The organism is Mesorhizobium sp. M0011, from assembly GCF_040324155.1.
Taxonomy (GTDB): domain Bacteria; phylum Pseudomonadota; class Alphaproteobacteria; order Rhizobiales; family Rhizobiaceae; genus Mesorhizobium.
The window spans coordinates 1-15,044 of the sequence record NZ_JAMYVQ010000062.1 but is presented as its reverse complement, the minus strand read 5'-3'; the positions used below and the strand labels follow the sequence as shown (position 1 = coordinate 15,044).

Sequence of the window (15,044 nt, the reverse complement as noted above, 5' to 3'; positions counted from 1 at the left end):
CAAATGGCATCGCGAACCTCCCGGCGCAAAGCACGCCAAACTGTTCGCGATGTCCTCGCACACCTGTTCGCGATGTCTCCGGTCCAAACAGGGGGGAGATCGGAAGCTTCGCCCTTTCTGCCCGCTTTCCAATGTTGGCGATTTGCGAAAGCCGACATGACAGCCAATCTCCCTCCTTGCGGGGGAGATGTCCGGCAGGACAGAGGGGGGTGCTGGCCCGCGGCGACGCCAATGCGCGCGCAACTCCATCACCATTTGGACTATCGTCACGATTGCTGCACTATATCAGTGCATAAGCGGGAAGGGTGTTTGAGAGAGGCAGGCGTTTGAAGGAATCCAGAATCCAGAAACCGGAACGGCAGCAACGCCTGTTCGGCCTGTCGACGCCGCTCAGGTCCGCCGTCATCCCGCCGCTGTCGGCGGCGCGCTGGCTGCTGGTGCTGATCGTCGCCGCCGGCGTTTATTTCTTCCACGGCTTCCTGTTTCCGGTGCTGGCGGCGCTCGTCATCGCTTTCGCCAGCTGGCCGCTCTACCGCCGCCTGCTTGTCGCGGTCAGTGGCAACCGCACCATCGCCGCGACCTTAGCCATCCTCTTCATCCTCGCCTTCCTGGTGATCCCGATCGCGCTCGCCGGCACCTATGCGATCAACGAGGTCCGCGAATGGGTCGCCTGGGCGATCGAGACCAACCGTCATGGCGCGGTGACACCGCACTGGATCGCCACGCTGCCTGTCGTGGGCGAGTGGCTGAACCAGCAGTGGACGACCAATTTCGGCCATCCGGGCGGCATTGGTGAACTGATCCAGCTGGTCAGCGGCGCCAATATCGGCAGCATCTATCGCGGTGTGCTGGCGGCCGGCGGCAGCGCTTTCGGCCTGCTGTTGACGCTTTTGTTCATGATGATCGCGCTGTTCTTCGCCTATCGCGACGGCGAGCATTTTGCCGGCCAGGTCGACCGTCTCGGCGAGCGCATCCTGCCGACCAGATGGGAGCGGATCTCGCGCGTCGTGCCGGCAACGATCTCGTCGACGGTGACCGGCATGACGGTCATCGCCATCGGCGAAGGCCTGGTGCTGGGCATTGCCTACTGGCTGGCCGGCGTGCCGTCACCGGTAACACTCGGCGCCCTGACCGGCGTCATGGCGCTGATCCCCGGCGGTGCACCGCTGTCCTTCACGCTGGTCTCGATCTACCTCGCCGCCAGCGGGTCGCCGATGGCCGGGCTGGCGCTGTTCATCTGGGGCGCGGTCGAGCTGTTCATCGTCGACAAGACATTGCGCCCGAAGCTCGTCGGCGGGCCGATAAAACTGCCCTTCCTGCCGACTTTTTTCGGCCTGATCGGCGGCGTCAAGACCATGGGGTTTCTCGGCCTGTTCATCGGTCCGGTGCTGATGGCGCTTCTGGTCGCGATCTGGCGCGAATGGCTGCGCGAGGTCGAACTGGCCGACGACATCATCCCGGGCTCGGCAGCCGAAATCGAAGCCGGTCCGCAAATCGAGGTCCTGCCGGAACCTGACGTGGCGAAGAAGGCCAGCGCCTGATCTCAACACCTCAGACCGGATGTTGCACCGCAACGTCGCCACGCCGCTTGCGTCCTTCGTGAAGCTGCCACAGCGAATGGGCGATCAACGTCACGATCAGGATCCCGCCGCCGACCAGGCTGTTGCGCGTCGGCGTTTCGTCGAAGATCATCCACACCCAGACCGGCGCCAGCACGGTTTCGAGCAGGTAGAACATCGCCACTTCCGGTCCCGAAATGTATTTCGGCCCGGTGGCAAGGCAGAAGAACGCTATCGGCATGATGACGGCGCCGTTGAGGATGATCCACCATGGCGCCTCCACCTGAAAGCCGGTCTTGGAGACCATGAACGCCGCCAGCCCTAAAGGCAGGACGACGCCGATCAGTGAGGTAAAGCCCATATCCTTGCCGCTGGCGCGCGAGATGGTGATGGCGCAGGCGATCAGGAAGGCCGAACACAATGCCATCAGGTCGCCGAACAGATGTCCGGTGCCGACGGAATCGCCGACGATGATGACGACGCCGACAATCATCATGGCCAATGCCGCAAGGGTCAGCGGCCGCGGCCGCTCCTTCAGGAACACCCATGAAAGCAGCGCGGCGAACATGGTTGTGAAGGCCAGGATGAACACCAGGTTGGCGGTCGAGGTGTTGTAGACGCCTGTGATGAACGCAATCGCGCCGAGCCCATAGATCGCGGCAACGATCAGGCCCGACCAGCCAGGTATCAGCTGCGGCGCATTCTTGCTGAATGAGCGCCAGATGGTCCACATGATCAGTGCCGCGGCCAAGGTGCAGCCGGTGCGCAGCAGCAAGATTGTCCACGCCTCGCCATGGGCGAGCCGGATCAGCGGGATATCCACGGTCAGCGTCAGCCCGCCAAATGCGGTGAGCAGAAGTCCTTTGGTGTGAGTATCGTGAGACGACATGCAGCGACTTTCACAATGAATTTGGGAGAGGATGGCGGACCGGCGCAATCGCACGCTCTCCGCCAACCAGCGGAAAGACCAGCATCGTCTCGATTGAAAATGTTTAAGCCCGGACTTGGGAAAGACTAATCAGCGCGCGACCGCTTCGTTGGTGTAGCGCTCCCAGCCCTTCGGGCCGAGATGCTCCTGCGGCATGAAGCGCATCTTATAATTCATCTTGCGCGAGCCGTTGACCCAGTAGCCGAGATAGACATGGGGCAGGCCCATCGCCCTGGCGCGGGCGATGTGGTCGAGGATCATGAACGTGCCGAGCGACCGTTCCTCGAAATCGGGATTGAAGTAGGAATAGACCATCGACAGGCCGTCGGCCATCTTGTCGGTGAGCGCCACCGCGATCAGCTCGCCCTGTCCCTTGCCGGTGATGAACGTATCGGGTCCACGCCGCCGATACTCGATCACCTTGGTGTCGACATGGGTATCCTCGACCATCATCGCATAGTCGAGCACCGTCATGTCGGACATGCCGCCACGGCGGTGGCGGGCGTCGAGATAGCTGCGGAACAGGGAATATTGTTCGGTCGAAGGCTCGGCATTATGCATGTGGCCGACGAGGTCGGAATTGTGCTGCAGCACGCGCTTCATGTTGCGGCTGGCGACGAATTCCTGGGCGAGGATGCGTACCGAAACACAGGCGCGGCAGGTCTCGCAGGCCGGCCTGTAAGCGATATTCTGCGAGCGCCGGAAGCCGCCTTGCGTCAAGAGGTCGTTCATCTCCGCCGCCTTGTCGCCAACCAGGTGCGTGAACACCTTGCGCTCGAACTGGCCGTCGAGATAGGGGCACGGCGATGGCGCGGTCAGGAAGAACTGCGGCGACTGGGTCGGATGCTGCGTCATCGAGCCTTGGAAACACTCCTTCGAATCGCTCTACCTTTGGCGCGGACGGCGAAAAATTCAACAGGATTATGTGGGCGTGGTCGACTCGACGCCTTCACATTTGTGCTCAATCGGTTGCGTCTGCTCTTCAGAGGGCCGTTTCAGCGGTCGGTGCGGCTGACGACCGTGCCAAGCAAAAGATCGTGCAAGGTGCGCTTGCGGTCGGAAAACAGCGTTACCAGCAGGACAAGCGGCGACAGGATGACGTTGCCGGCCCAGAACAGCACCGAATGGACGACCGCGGTGAGGCCGTCGATCGGCCTGCCGTCGAGCCGGTCGAGGCGGATGCCCATCATCTTCATGCCCGTGGTGGCCTGGTCGGTGCTGCCCAGCGTGTTCCAGATGTAGAGGATGGCGACGGCCGGTACCAGGATGCCGAACAGCATCCAGCCAAGCCCGAGGGTCAAAAGCCCGAGGAAGAACACCAGAATGGCAAACGGAATGGTAAGCAGCGCGACGATGACATAGTCGATCACGAAAGCCAGAATGCGCTTCGTGCGCACGCCGTCATAGGCCCTGACATCGTCGAGTCTGCTGGTGATGATTTCGCCGTCGAGAACGCGCGCGTTCATGTCATTTCCTCGTAACAAGGTCCGACATAGGGTGCGGACCGCTCAGCCATGAAATGGTGAAGGCCCGTGGCGTAATCAAGATCGGGCTTCTTGCGGTGCACTGGCTTCGATGGCGTCGGGTGCAATCTGAACCGGTTGAATTTGCGGCGCGGATAGCATTAGCTTGCTGCGGGGCAGCAAAAGCGCACATGGCAGGGGACGGGGCAATATGGACTACGACATGCTGGTCATCGGCAGCGGCCCTTCCGGTCGCCGCGCCGCGGTGCAGTCGGCCAAGCTCGGCAAGTCGGTGCTGGTGGTCGATCGCGGCCGGCGTCTGGGCGGTGTCTCGGTGCATACCGGCACCATCCCGTCGAAAACGCTGCGCGAAACGGTGCTCAACCTTTCGGGTTGGCGTGAGCGCGGCTTCTACGGGCGCGGCTACCGGGTCAAGCAGGATATCTCGGTCGGCGATCTGGTCGAGCGCCTGCACAAGACGCTCGACCATGAGGTCGAGGTGCTGCAGCACCAGTTCATGCGCAACACGGTCAAGAGCGCCCGGGCTGCGGTGAAATTCCTTGGCCCCAACAAGGTCAGCCTGACCACCGACACCGGCGATTACAGCGAGGTCGGTTTTGCCAATGCGCTGATCGCGGTCGGCACCAGGCCGCACCGGCCGCGCGATGTGCCTTTCGACAAGACCCGAATCTTCGACAGTGACGAGATGCTGGAGCTTGATCGCTTGCCGCGCACGCTGACCGTGATCGGCGCCGGCGTCATCGGTGTCGAATATGCGACGATCTTTTCCGCGCTCGACGTGCCGGTAACCTTGGTCGAGCCGCGCAACTCCATCCTCGATTTCGTCGACCGCGAGATCGTCGACGATTTCATTCACCAGATGCGCGATCGCGGCATGACCATCCGGCTGGGCAGCGCGGTGAAGGAAATCCGCTCCAAGCCGGACGCCGCCGAAGTCGAACTGGCCGATGGCCGCACCATCCGTTCCGAGGTCGTGCTCTACGCCGCCGGCCGCACCGGCAATGTCGGCAGCCTGGGCCTGGATGTCGTCGGCATCGATGCCGACTCCAGAGGGCGCATCAAGGTCGATCCGCAATCCTTCCAGACCAACGTGCCCAACATCTATGCCGCCGGCGACGTCATCGGCTTTCCGAGCCTGGCCTCGACTTCGATGGAGCAGGGCAGGGTGGCCGCCTGCCATGCCTTCGGTGTGCCTTTGCCGCCGCCACCGGAAACATTCCCCTATGGCATCTATGCGGTGCCGGAAATCTCGACGGTCGGCCAGTCCGAGGAACAGGTGCGTGAAAGCGGTGCGGCCTATGAGGTCGGCGTGGCGCGTTTTCGCGAAACTTCACGCGGCCACATCATGGGCGTTAACACCGGCTTCCTGAAACTCTTGTTCTCGATCGAAACGCGCCGTCTGCTCGGCGCGCACATCATCGGCGAGGGCGCCACCGAGCTCATCCACATCGGCCAGGCGGTGATCAATCTCGGCGGCACCGTCGACTTCTTCGTCAACAACACCTTCAACTATCCGACGCTCGCCGAAGCCTACAAGATCGCCGGACTGGATGCCTGGAACAGGATGGGACGAGGGTAGGCGGCTGGTCATGCTGGTGAGTCCGTCAACCTGCCTGCGCTGCCGATCCCGACAGCCATTGCCTGAGGATTGCTGCGTCGGCGCTGCCGAATTCATGACCTGATGGGACAATCCGGGCGTCGATCTCGGCGCCATGCTGGCTGAGCAATGTCACCAGAGCAGGGGCGAAGGGCGAATAGGTGAGATCCGCGGCGCCGGCGATCATCAGCACGCGCACCTTTGACAAATCCGTCGCCGGCATATGATCGAGCACCGGCATCGGCCGCAGCAATGCAGCGCGTTCGACAAGGCCCGGATGCAGCAGCATCAGGCTCGAAACCAGATTGGCGCCATTCGAATAGCCGAGGAACGTCGCGCGTGAGAGATCGAGATGGTGGCGTGTGGCCGCGTCGGCGACGAAGCCCGCAAAGGCATCGGTTTCGGTGCGGATGCTGTGCTGTTCGAAGCGCGTCGGCGTGATGCGCCCGAACCAGCGGAAACCATCCTCCTGGACAATGCGGCCACGCACCGCGATCAGCTTGGCCCGCGGTGCGATCTCTCGTGCCAGCGGCACCAATGTCGTCTCGTCGACACCCGATCCATGCAGCAGGAAGAGACATTCGCCGGTTGAATTCGCCGGGCTGTAAAGCCGGTAGCTGAAGGCGAGATCACGCCGCAGCGCACCATCTTGTGAGGTCTCTTCGATCATCGCGCATCCTCTTGATTATATGAGGATTCGCTCAATTTGCCGGCTTCAAAACGCAATATTTTCAAGCTCCGCGAAAGTTGATTGAACCGGGCGCATTACAGTCCGTTTCTCCGCCGATAACATTCCTTCGGGGGAATCGAAGCGGTGCGCCGGGGGTCGCATTGCCGGTATGAACAACCAGCTTTGAGGCCTTTTTGTCGATGACCACCCAGATTTCCCCGGATCGCGATTCGCGTGTCCCAGACCGCGAGGCGCGTGTCTTGGATCGCATTGAGCGTGACACGCGCATAGACGTGCTCCGTGCTCTTGCTCTGCTGACCATCTATGTCGACCATGTGCCGGGTACCGCCTTGGAGTATCTGACCTACAAGAATTTCGGCTTTTCCGATGCGGCGGAAGTCTTCGTACTGATCTCCGGCATCTCGGTCGCACTTGCCTATGGCAGGAAATTCCAACCTGGAAACCGGCTGCTGGCAACGTTGAAGATGTGGCGCCGCGCCGGTGTCCTCTATGCCGCCCACATCGTCACCACCATGGTGGTGATGGCCATCTTCTGCGCGGCGGCAGTGTTCGTCAGGCGGCCGGAGCTTCTGACGATGATCAACATCGAGCCGTTGATCAAGAATACGCCGCAGGTGCTGATCGGCATCGTGACGCTCGGCCACCAACTCGGCTACAACAACATACTGCCCGTCTATGCGGTGCTGCTCTTGCTGACGCCGGTGTTCCTGTTCATTGTCAGCTATCGGCCGGTCTTCGCACTGGTCGCCTCCGGCGCCCTGTGGCTGGTCGCGGGTGTTTATCAAATTGCTCCGCCCAACTATCCCGAGCCCGGCTTCTGGTTTCTCAACCCGTTGTCGTGGCAGTTCCTTTTCAACATCGGCCTGGCAGGCACGCTGCATGTGCGTCGCGGCGGCATCATCCCGGTCAATCGCTGGCTGGTTGGCGCTGCCTTGGCCTACACCGCAACCGCGCTGGTCTGGGTGCACAGCCCGCTTTGGGGGCATATCTCCTGGTTTGGCCTGCCTCCGGTGCTGACCGGCTTCGACAAGACGTTTCTGTCGCTGCCGAGGCTGCTGCATATATTGGCGGTGAGCTACCTGATCGTGGCATTCCCGCCGGTCTCGAACCTGTTTCGCACCGGACGCGATCATCCGCTTGCCATATTGGGCAAACGATCGCTGCCGGTTTTCATTGCCGGCACGGTGCTCGCGATGGCGGCGCAGGTGCTGAAGCTGATCAATCCGGGCGGATTTGCCTATGACAGCCTGTTGATATCGGCCGGCATCGTCATGCAGTTCGCGCTTGCCTACTATCTCGAATGGCTTTCGGGCCTTGGCTGGTCCGCCAAAAGCAGGCCGGCTCACGCCGCACCGCCCGTCCATGCTGCATCCTTCGCTATGCCGACCATGGCGACAAGAATGGGCCGTTGAGCTCAGGCGGGCGAGGGGCCGGATGAGGCTCGCACCACCAGTTCGACCGGCAGCGATTGCCGGCTGAACGAGCCGTCATTTTCAAGGATCGCCTTGACGGCAAGGCGGCCCATCTCGGCGATCGGCTGGACGATCGTGGTCAGCGGCGGACTGGAAACCGCTCCTTCCGGAACACCGTCGAAGCCGACGATCGAAACGTCGCCCGGTACCGTGATGCCACGCTGCCGCAGCCAGTCCAATGCATGCAAGGCCATCCTGTCTGACATAGCCAGGATGGCGGTCGGGGTCTCGGCGCCGGCGAAAATATGATCGAGGCCGGCCCACACGCTTTCCTCGTCATTGACGGTTTCGTAGATCGGCACACGCTCGACGTCGATGTCGACGCGTGAGAGTTCCGCGAAATAGCCACGCAGACGGTCGCGCGTCCCGGAATAGAGGGCCTTCTCCATCTGCTCCCTTGTGGTGGGGCCGAAGCCGGAGTCCGCGACGGGCAGGGCAAGCACGGCAAAGCGGCGATGTCCGAGTTCGGTCAGGTGGCGGGCCGCCAGGCCAGCCCCGGCGATGTTGTCGACGCCGATCGCTGCAACGGCGTCGTCGTCGTCCGAATCGAGATCGAGCGCGACAAAGGGGAGTTTGCGTTCACGCGCCAGTTCGACCAGCCTTGAACCGCCATCGACGCAAAAGACGATGAAACCGTCGACCAGCGCACTCTGTATGTTCCAGGCAAGCTGTTCGTTGTTGGCTGCGGAGACCAGCGAAATCCCCGCACCGGTCGCGTCGCAAGCCTGCGAGATGCTGGCCATCATCACCCGGGCAAAGGGGTCGTCGAAGAAATAGGAGAGGGGTTCCGCGGTCGCGACACCGATGGCATTGACCTTGCCGGCGCGCAGCAGCCGGCCCTTGGGATCGGGGCCGCCATATCCCATGGCCTCGGCTGCCGCCTTGACCCGCTCGCGGACCTCCTCGCGCACGATCTCCGGACGGGCGAACACGTTGGACGCGGTGCCGTGCGATACGCCGGCTGCCTTGGCGATGTCCGCCAACCGGACCGGTCTTGTCTTTGCAGAGATAAGTGGTGCCATCTTCGTCTCCTGAATTCTTCCCATCTAACACTTTCGTTGGATCGGTTCAAATTTTGACTTGATCAAAGCCTCGCCAAGGCGTATATTTGAATCGATCCAAGTGAGCGATGATTCTTGAATTGGATCGATTCAAGATATTCAGGGGAGTTGTGCCATGCATCCCGTCAATTTTCTGTTCGAAGACATTTACCGCAACGACTGGAGCATCTCGTCGAAAACCACGACGCAAAAGCGCTGCGGCAAAGCGAGCCCATGGGTTCGCGAGTTGCGGTTCCTTGTGGAGCGCAAGCGGAGCTGAGCGGGGTCGGTTTTCGCGCCTGTCGATTGGATCGATTCAAGAATCTAAAGGAAGCACATCATGCATCCCGTCAGCTATCTGTTCGAAGACATCTCCCGCAACTATTGGGGCATCGCGCCGGCTTCCAAAAGGCCGCAAGAGCGCTGGTTGGCCAAGCTGCGGCGACGCAATCGCGAATTGCTCATCAAGCCCGAACGTCGGCAAGACTAGCAAGCCACGCTTTGACGTTTGATGCCGGCGGGCGCGCCGAGGCGTCAGGGACGCACGCGCACCAGCGCCGAGGCAGCGATCGCCAGCCAGCCGGCAATGAGTAGCGTGCCGCCGATCGGCGCCGACAGCGGGAACAGTCGCGACCCGATGAAATCGCGGGCAAGCAGATCGCCACAGAACAGCAGGAGCCCGACCAGCAGGATCAGGCTGCCGATGCGCAGCATCCGGTTCGCGCCAAGCAATCCGGCAGCGAGGAAGACCGGCGCATGCATCAGCAGGAAGGATGCGGCGGTGCCGACGAAGGCGCCGCCCAGATGCGCTGCCGCGGCCGACAGTGCCACGCCGGCGGCGCCGCACAGGCCGCCGGCCAGGGCGAGGATACGGCCGCTGCTGTCGGAAGGTCGTTCGGCCGTGCTCATGTCCATGGCTCCGTGATATCAGGGGGATGCCCAATCCCGTCAGGACTTGCCGGCTTTGGCGAGCATGTCCTGCTCGCGGCGCGACTGTGCGAGCCAGTTATACACCGCGCCCCCCGCCATCAAGACGGATGTGCCCAGAAACACCGAGCGCATGCCGAAATGACCACCGGCAAAGCCGCCCAGCAGGGGGCCGGCGACCTGCCCGACATACTGGGCGGAAATCGACAACCCGAGCACATTGCCGCCGACCCCATCGGGAACATTGTGGCGGATCACGCTGGTGATGCAGGGCAACAGCCCGCCCAGCCCCAGGCCCATCAGGAAACGCAGGCCGATGAGTTGCCAGCTCTGTGTGACGAAGGCCTGCGGGATCAGCAGCAGCGCCGAGACGGCAAGTGCGCCGATGATGACGTTCCAGTGGCCGACGCGGTCGGCGAGCTTGCCGAGGCGCGAGGCCGACAGGATGGCGCCCAGCGCGGCCGCCGACATGACGACGCCTGATATCAGCGTGACGCGGCTCTGGTCTTCAATGAGCTGCTGCACATAGACCGTGATGATCGGCTCGATCGACATGGTGGCGAAGCTTAACAGCATGCCGGTTGCCAGCATGGCGACGACAGGCCGTTTGTCGGGAATTTGTGCCCAGCCGCCTTTAGGCTTCTCCTTCGAGGCGGCGCCCGCCGGTTTCGGCCGGGGATTCTCTTTGATCAGAAACGTGGTCGCCAGGAACGCCAGGAAGATGACGCCGCCGGAGAGGAGAAAGGTGGCGCGGATGCCGATCAGCGGCGGCAGTGCGCCGCCAACCAGCGGGCCGACCAGAGCCCCACCCGTGATACCGGCCGACAGAAGGCCCAACGCCCAGCCGGAACGCTCCTTCGGCGTCTGCATGGCGACGAGGATGGTCGATCCCGAGGAATAGCCGCCGGCAAAACCGATCAGCAGCCGCAGCAGCACCAGTTGCCAGACGGTCTGCACCATGCCGGTCAGCGACATGCATACGGCCATGCCGAAGCTGGCGCGAACCAGCATCACCTTGCGGCCGTAGCGGTCGCCGAGACGTCCCCAGAGCGGCGCCACCAGCGCCGCCGCGAAGAACGTCGCGCCATAGGCAATCCCCGACCATTGCACGATCGCCGCGTGGCCCTCGGCACCCAGCTGCTCAATATAGAGCGGCAGGAACGGCAAAAGCAGCGTCATGGCGACAAGCGTCGAGAACGAGCCGGCAAAGCACACGAACAGGTTGCGCCGCCAGTGGATGTTGTAGGTGCTGTCGGTTGCCGGGGGCGTGCTCTGCTGCATGTCATATGTCCTGTCCCAGCAACTCTTTTATCGATGGTTGCTGCGGATACCAATTTGGGATACCAAGATGGTGCACGTCATGGACGCAAGCTTGGCCGCTGTCAATGCAACCTCAAATGTGATCGTCGTCAAACGGTCCGAAGCCATAACGACCGGAAACCGGGAGCAAAAATGTCGCAGATGCAGAGCGTCGAGAAACAGCTTCGGCAAATGATCCTGGGCCTCGAGATCGGTCCCGGCGAGAAGCTGACCGAGCGCTGGATCGAGAGCCGCTTCGGCGCGTCGCGAACCCCGGTCAGGGCAGCACTGCTGCGGCTTGAGACCGAGGGCCTGGTTGGTAGGGACGGGCGCGGCTGGACGGTGTCGCCCATCAATCTGGCTGAACTCGAGCAGATCGCCGTCTATAGGGAAGCAGTCGAGGTTGCGGCACTTCGCCTGACATGCAGCCTGGCGGACCGGAGCGCCGTCGATGTCATCGAGGCGATGCTCGAGTCCTGCGACAACGACACGCCGCGCGAGGAATGGCATCGTGTCGGCATGGATTTCCACATCGAACTGGCGCGTCTGTCCGGCAACGAATTCCTGTTTAGGGCGGTCCGCGATGCCATGACGCGCCTGTCGCGGGCGCGCTGGCTGGAGGTTCGCGACGAAGCGGCCCTTGCCCGCGCCTGGGCTGAACATCGCGCCATTCTGGCGGCCACGCGCCTTGGCGACGCCGATGAAGCCGCGCGCCTGCTCTCGGTCCACATCGTCAGCAGCCGCGACCGGCTGGTGACGTCGCTCGCCAACGATCGGCGCGGTCTTCGCGCCAGAGGCTTTGCCGTCGTTGCTGCTTAAGAGTGGATGAAGGAGCGCAAAGCGGCGTCTGGACGTATGCGCACTTTCGCCTCGCTTCGCAGACGCCGATGGCGTAAGGAGCGGCCATGGAAAACAACCGATTTGAAACACCTGTGACTGTGAAGTCAGTCGCGGCGGGAAGCACTCAGCTCTTGCGCACGGCGCGTGAGGCTTCCGACTACCTCCTCAACAGCTGGCCCGGCAAGCGCAGCCCCAAGCATCGCGCGGCCCTGCAGGCCTGCCATGACGCACTCGCCGGCGACAAGCCGGCGATGAACGCCAGGCGCGCCTTCATCGCGGCAGCACGCGAAGTGGACGTGTTCGTCAGCGACAAGGCGCCGGCCTGACACAAGGCGACATCCGGGGCGGCAATCCGAATTGAGGCGCGGCCCGCATCTGCGGGCCGTTTGCCGTCACTTTGCCGTTTCGGTTTCGGCTTCAGTCTCGTCTTCGGGCTTCGAACGTTCCCTCGCTGCAACCTTGGCTGCCAGCTTCTCGGCCTTCTTGGCCGCCTTCTGGCGGTCGCGTTCCTTGCGTTCCTGATCGTAATTTGGTGGTCGCGCCATATCGGCTCCTTTTCACTGCCTCGCGGCTCTGGTCCTGCCTAGGAGCATTAGCCGTCAAACACAACAGCTGAAGCGATAGTGCGTCGATGATGGCCAGGCTTGCAAGATGCGCGTTGCAATGAAGGGGCCAGGCTCATCATTGCGGCGGCCGATACCTATCGCCGTCGATTTGCCGATCAGATGCCGCTTCGGTCAATCACCAGATCGGCGGCGCCAAACCGGTCCTTTGCCGTCAATTGCTGGTGCCAGTAGGGATAGAGCAAGGGCGGCCGGCTGACCGCGTCGAGGCGCTCGCGCTCCTCGCCGGAAAGCACCAGGCTTGCCGCCGCGATGTTGTCCCGGAACTGCGTTTCCGTCCTGCCGCCGATCACCAGCGAACTGACGGCCGCCCGGCCAAGCAGCCAGGCCAGCGCCACCTGCGCTGCCGACACGCCGCGCTGCGCGCCGATCTCGACAAGCACATCGACGATCCGCCACAGCCGGTCCTCGTCGCGGATCGGCGGTTCGGACCAGCCGGCAAGCTGGCGGGCGGTGGGGCTGTCGCGGCGGTATTTGCCGGACAGCAATCCGCCGGCAAGCGGGCTCCAGACCAGAACGCCCAACCCCTGGTCGACGGAAATCGGCAGCAGTTCGTACTCCGCTTCGCGCGCTTCCAGCGTGTAGTGGATCTGCTGCGTGACGAAGCGCGGCTGATGATGGCTGTCGCTGACGCCGAGCGCCTTCATCACCTGCCAGCCGGAATAGTTCGAGCAGCCGACATAGCGGATCTTGCCCTGGGCAACCAGCGTGTCGAGCGCGGCGATGGTTTCCTCCAGCGGTGTCACACCATCCCACTCGTGCAGGAAATAGATGTCGATGACGTCTGTCCTGAGCCGCTTCAGGCTCTTCTCGCATTCGCGGATCAGGTGATGGCGCGACAGGCCTTCATCGTTGGGACCTTTGCCGATCCGCATCCGTGCCTTGGAGGCGATCAGCACGTCGCCCTTGCGCTTGCCGCCGAGCGCTTCGCCGATGATTTCTTCGGAAATGCCGTTCGAATAGACGTTGGCAGTGTCGATGACATTGATGCCGGCGTCGATGCAGAGATCGATCATCCGGCGCGCCTCGTCGAGGTCGGTCTTGCCGACAGCCGAAAATGCGCCGGCGCCGCCGAAAGTCATGGTGCCCATGGTCAGCGTCGATACTTTCAGGCCGGAACGGCCGAGAGTGCGGTATTCCATGTCGGTCCTCGCGATTGCATTGAGAAGGGGTTGGGAAGGGCGCCCGAATGTGGCTGCTATTTGTAGGACAATTTGCGCGGTATGTCTCCATGCCAGGGCGGCGGATCGATCATGCCTCGCGGGTTTTTGCAGTGATGGCGATCAGGTCAGGCTGCAATAAAACCGTCATTGCGGGCCTATATTGAAGTCGGCTCAGGCGTTGCCGTTCCGGGCTGTAAGCCGGGAGTTTGGGGCGCCGATCGACAGAGCTTGCAAGTGGAGCAGCCGATAATGACCGAGCTAAAACAGAATTCTGCGGCCAGGGATTGGCTTGAAGCCGAACTCGCCGACACGCTCGACGAAGACTATGAGCTCGAAATGTCGGAGCCGGCGCTGTCGATGGAGATCGCCAAGATCTACAAGAATTCGCATCCGCCTTCGATCGATCGCATGCAATATTTTCGCGACCTGATCAGCCTGCAGTCCGAATTGATCAAGCTGCAGTCCTGGGTCGCCTACCACAAGAAGAAGCTGGTGGTGATCTTCGAGGGACGCGACTCGGCCGGCAAGGGCGGCGTCATCAAGCGCATCACCCAGCGGCTCAATCCGCGCATCTGCCGTGTCGTGGCACTGCCGGCGCCGACCGAGCGCGAAAAGTCGCAATGGTATTTCCAGCGCTATGTCCCGCATCTGCCGGCCGGCGGCGAGATCGTGCTGTTCGACCGCTCATGGTACAACCGCTCGGGCGTCGAGCGGGTGATGGGTTTTGCCCAGCCCGATCAGGTCGAAGAATTCTTTCACGACGTGCCGGAGTTCGAGCGCATGCTGGTCCGCTCGGGCATTACCGTGGTCAAATACTGGTTCTCGATCACCGACGAGGAACAGCAGATGCGCTTCCTGATGCGCATCCATGATCCGATGAAGCAGTGGAAACTGTCGCCGATGGACCTGCAGTCGCGCGTGCGCTGGGAGCAATACACCAAGGCCAAGGAAGAGACCTTCGCCCGCACCAACATCTCGGAAGCGCCCTGGTTCATCGTCGAGGGCAACGACAAGAAGCGCGCGCGGCTGAACTGCATCGGCCATCTGCTCAAGCAGATGCCGTATGAAGAGGTCCCGCACGAGGAGATCACGCTGCCGGAGCGTGTGTTCAATCCCGAATACGAGCGCCAGACGTTGCCGCGTGAGCTCTACGTGCCGGAGAAGTACTGAGATAGACGAAGCTGCAATCTCCCTCCTTGTGGGGGAGATGCCCGGCAGGGCAAGAGGGGGGCGTGCAGGATCGCCAGCCTCTCCACAGCCTGTCGAAAACAGGCCAAAGGCAAAGCCGCTATGGATTGAAGCGCTGGAGGGACAGCGCCCCATAGGCGCTAACTTAGGTGTGGACTGGTGGAATCGACATGTGATTCCTGGGCCAGATGCGCACGAATGATTCGATCGAAATCGACTGGCAGGCTCTGATA

At 62.3% G+C, this 15,044-nt stretch carries 17 protein-coding genes; 8 read left to right on the top strand and 9 right to left on the bottom strand.

Features of this window, described 5'->3' with window-relative positions; genetic code table 11:
- Positions 1-326 precede the first annotated feature (326 nt).
- Entirely contained in the window at positions 327-1,541 is a 1,215-nt protein-coding gene (locus NKK51_RS32070; protein ID WP_352556289.1) for an AI-2E family transporter, read from the top strand.
- 10 nt (positions 1,542-1,551) lie between these two features.
- On the opposite strand, the gene NKK51_RS32065 is transcribed toward NKK51_RS32070, so the two are convergent.
- The 3 genes from NKK51_RS32065 to NKK51_RS32055 form a co-directional block, all read right to left on the bottom strand.
- Positions 1,552-2,448: a DMT family transporter gene (locus NKK51_RS32065; RefSeq protein WP_352556287.1), complete on the bottom strand. Its 897-nt coding sequence runs from the start codon at positions 2,446-2,448 to the stop codon at positions 1,552-1,554.
- Between the two features lie 129 nt (positions 2,449-2,577).
- Positions 2,578-3,342 (bottom strand): arginyltransferase, encoded by a 765-nt coding sequence (locus NKK51_RS32060; RefSeq protein WP_023810205.1) that lies wholly within the window; start codon positions 3,340-3,342, stop codon positions 2,578-2,580.
- 140 nt (positions 3,343-3,482) lie between these two features.
- Complete coding sequence (locus tag NKK51_RS32055) at positions 3,483-3,953, bottom strand: RDD family protein (RefSeq protein WP_023810206.1); 471 nt, start codon at positions 3,951-3,953, stop codon at positions 3,483-3,485.
- A 208-nt stretch (positions 3,954-4,161) separates the two neighbouring features.
- On the opposite strand from NKK51_RS32055, the gene sthA reads away from it, so the two are divergent.
- Positions 4,162-5,550 (top strand): Si-specific NAD(P)(+) transhydrogenase, encoded by a 1,389-nt coding sequence (gene sthA, locus NKK51_RS32050; RefSeq protein ID WP_352556285.1) that lies wholly within the window; start codon positions 4,162-4,164, stop codon positions 5,548-5,550.
- 25 nt (positions 5,551-5,575) lie between these two features.
- Here the strand turns inward: sthA and NKK51_RS32045 are convergent, their stop codons facing one another.
- Complete coding sequence (locus NKK51_RS32045; RefSeq protein WP_352556283.1) at positions 5,576-6,238, bottom strand: alpha/beta hydrolase; 663 nt, start codon at positions 6,236-6,238, stop codon at positions 5,576-5,578.
- A 200-nt stretch (positions 6,239-6,438) separates the two neighbouring features.
- On the opposite strand from NKK51_RS32045, the gene NKK51_RS32040 reads away from it, so the two are divergent.
- On the top strand, positions 6,439-7,671 hold the full coding sequence (locus NKK51_RS32040; protein ID WP_352556281.1) for an OpgC family protein: 1,233 nt from the start codon (positions 6,439-6,441) through the stop codon (positions 7,669-7,671).
- Positions 7,672-7,673: 2 nt separating this feature from the next.
- Here NKK51_RS32040 and NKK51_RS32035 read toward each other — a convergent pair whose 3' ends face one another.
- Entirely contained in the window at positions 7,674-8,753 is a 1,080-nt protein-coding gene (locus tag NKK51_RS32035; RefSeq protein ID WP_352556279.1) for a LacI family DNA-binding transcriptional regulator, read from the bottom strand.
- Positions 8,754-8,907: 154 nt separating this feature from the next.
- On the opposite strand from NKK51_RS32035, the gene NKK51_RS32030 reads away from it, so the two are divergent.
- Entirely contained in the window at positions 8,908-9,051 is a 144-nt protein-coding gene (locus NKK51_RS32030; RefSeq protein WP_352556277.1) for a hypothetical protein, read from the top strand.
- Between the two features lie 60 nt (positions 9,052-9,111).
- Complete coding sequence (locus tag NKK51_RS32025) at positions 9,112-9,261, top strand: hypothetical protein (protein WP_352556275.1); 150 nt, start codon at positions 9,112-9,114, stop codon at positions 9,259-9,261.
- A 44-nt stretch (positions 9,262-9,305) separates the two neighbouring features.
- Here the strand turns inward: NKK51_RS32025 and NKK51_RS32020 are convergent, their stop codons facing one another.
- Together NKK51_RS32020 and NKK51_RS32015 are read right to left on the bottom strand one after the other, a co-directional pair.
- Positions 9,306-9,680 (bottom strand): DUF423 domain-containing protein, encoded by a 375-nt coding sequence (locus NKK51_RS32020; RefSeq protein WP_352556273.1) that lies wholly within the window; start codon positions 9,678-9,680, stop codon positions 9,306-9,308.
- Positions 9,681-9,719: 39 nt separating this feature from the next.
- Positions 9,720-10,979 (bottom strand): multidrug efflux MFS transporter, encoded by a 1,260-nt coding sequence (locus NKK51_RS32015; protein ID WP_352556271.1) that lies wholly within the window; start codon positions 10,977-10,979, stop codon positions 9,720-9,722.
- Between the two features lie 171 nt (positions 10,980-11,150).
- Between NKK51_RS32015 and NKK51_RS32010 the strand changes: the two genes are divergently transcribed.
- Positions 11,151-11,816 carry a GntR family transcriptional regulator gene (locus NKK51_RS32010; RefSeq protein ID WP_352556269.1) on the top strand — a complete coding sequence of 222 codons (666 nt, stop codon included), beginning with the start codon at positions 11,151-11,153 and terminating at the stop codon, positions 11,814-11,816.
- Between the two features lie 86 nt (positions 11,817-11,902).
- Positions 11,903-12,163, top strand: coding sequence for a DUF982 domain-containing protein (locus NKK51_RS32005; RefSeq protein WP_013532263.1), 261 nt, complete (start codon positions 11,903-11,905; stop codon positions 12,161-12,163).
- A 66-nt stretch (positions 12,164-12,229) separates the two neighbouring features.
- On the opposite strand, the gene NKK51_RS32000 is transcribed toward NKK51_RS32005, so the two are convergent.
- Together NKK51_RS32000 and NKK51_RS31995 are read right to left on the bottom strand one after the other, a co-directional pair.
- Positions 12,230-12,382: a hypothetical protein gene (locus NKK51_RS32000; RefSeq protein ID WP_013532262.1), complete on the bottom strand. Its 153-nt coding sequence runs from the start codon at positions 12,380-12,382 to the stop codon at positions 12,230-12,232.
- 176 nt (positions 12,383-12,558) lie between these two features.
- The gene (locus NKK51_RS31995) at positions 12,559-13,602 is read right to left on the bottom strand and encodes an aldo/keto reductase (RefSeq protein WP_352556267.1); all 1,044 of its coding nucleotides are present in this window, start codon (positions 13,600-13,602) and stop codon (positions 12,559-12,561) included.
- Positions 13,603-13,872: 270 nt separating this feature from the next.
- Here NKK51_RS31995 and ppk2 point away from each other — a divergent pair, with 270 nt between their 5' ends.
- Complete coding sequence (gene ppk2, locus NKK51_RS31990; protein ID WP_352556265.1) at positions 13,873-14,793, top strand: polyphosphate kinase 2; 921 nt, start codon at positions 13,873-13,875, stop codon at positions 14,791-14,793.
- The last annotated feature ends 251 nt before the right edge of the window (positions 14,794-15,044 follow it).

Excerpts from the sequence above, each read along its gene's own strand:
- NKK51_RS32065 (WP_352556287.1), bottom strand. The coding sequence starts at position 2,448 with ATGTCGTCTCACGATACTCACACCAAAGGACTTCTGCTCACCGCATTT.
- NKK51_RS32060 (WP_023810205.1), bottom strand. The coding sequence starts at position 3,342 with ATGACGCAGCATCCGACCCAGTCGCCGCAGTTCTTCCTGACCGCGCCA.
- NKK51_RS32055 (WP_023810206.1), bottom strand. The coding sequence starts at position 3,953 with ATGAACGCGCGCGTTCTCGACGGCGAAATCATCACCAGCAGACTCGAC.
- sthA (WP_352556285.1), top strand. The coding sequence starts at position 4,162 with ATGGACTACGACATGCTGGTCATCGGCAGCGGCCCTTCCGGTCGCCGC.
- NKK51_RS32045 (WP_352556283.1), bottom strand. The coding sequence starts at position 6,238 with ATGATCGAAGAGACCTCACAAGATGGTGCGCTGCGGCGTGATCTCGCC.
- NKK51_RS32040 (WP_352556281.1), top strand. The coding sequence starts at position 6,439 with ATGACCACCCAGATTTCCCCGGATCGCGATTCGCGTGTCCCAGACCGC.
- NKK51_RS32035 (WP_352556279.1), bottom strand. The coding sequence starts at position 8,753 with ATGGCACCACTTATCTCTGCAAAGACAAGACCGGTCCGGTTGGCGGAC.
- NKK51_RS32030 (WP_352556277.1), top strand. The coding sequence starts at position 8,908 with ATGCATCCCGTCAATTTTCTGTTCGAAGACATTTACCGCAACGACTGG.
- NKK51_RS32025 (WP_352556275.1), top strand. The coding sequence starts at position 9,112 with ATGCATCCCGTCAGCTATCTGTTCGAAGACATCTCCCGCAACTATTGG.
- NKK51_RS32020 (WP_352556273.1), bottom strand. The coding sequence starts at position 9,680 with ATGAGCACGGCCGAACGACCTTCCGACAGCAGCGGCCGTATCCTCGCC.
- NKK51_RS32015 (WP_352556271.1), bottom strand. The coding sequence starts at position 10,979 with ATGCAGCAGAGCACGCCCCCGGCAACCGACAGCACCTACAACATCCAC.
- NKK51_RS32010 (WP_352556269.1), top strand. The coding sequence starts at position 11,151 with ATGTCGCAGATGCAGAGCGTCGAGAAACAGCTTCGGCAAATGATCCTG.
- NKK51_RS32005 (WP_013532263.1), top strand. The coding sequence starts at position 11,903 with ATGGAAAACAACCGATTTGAAACACCTGTGACTGTGAAGTCAGTCGCG.
- NKK51_RS32000 (WP_013532262.1), bottom strand. The coding sequence starts at position 12,382 with ATGGCGCGACCACCAAATTACGATCAGGAACGCAAGGAACGCGACCGC.
- NKK51_RS31995 (WP_352556267.1), bottom strand. The coding sequence starts at position 13,602 with ATGGAATACCGCACTCTCGGCCGTTCCGGCCTGAAAGTATCGACGCTG.
- ppk2 (WP_352556265.1), top strand. The coding sequence starts at position 13,873 with ATGACCGAGCTAAAACAGAATTCTGCGGCCAGGGATTGGCTTGAAGCC.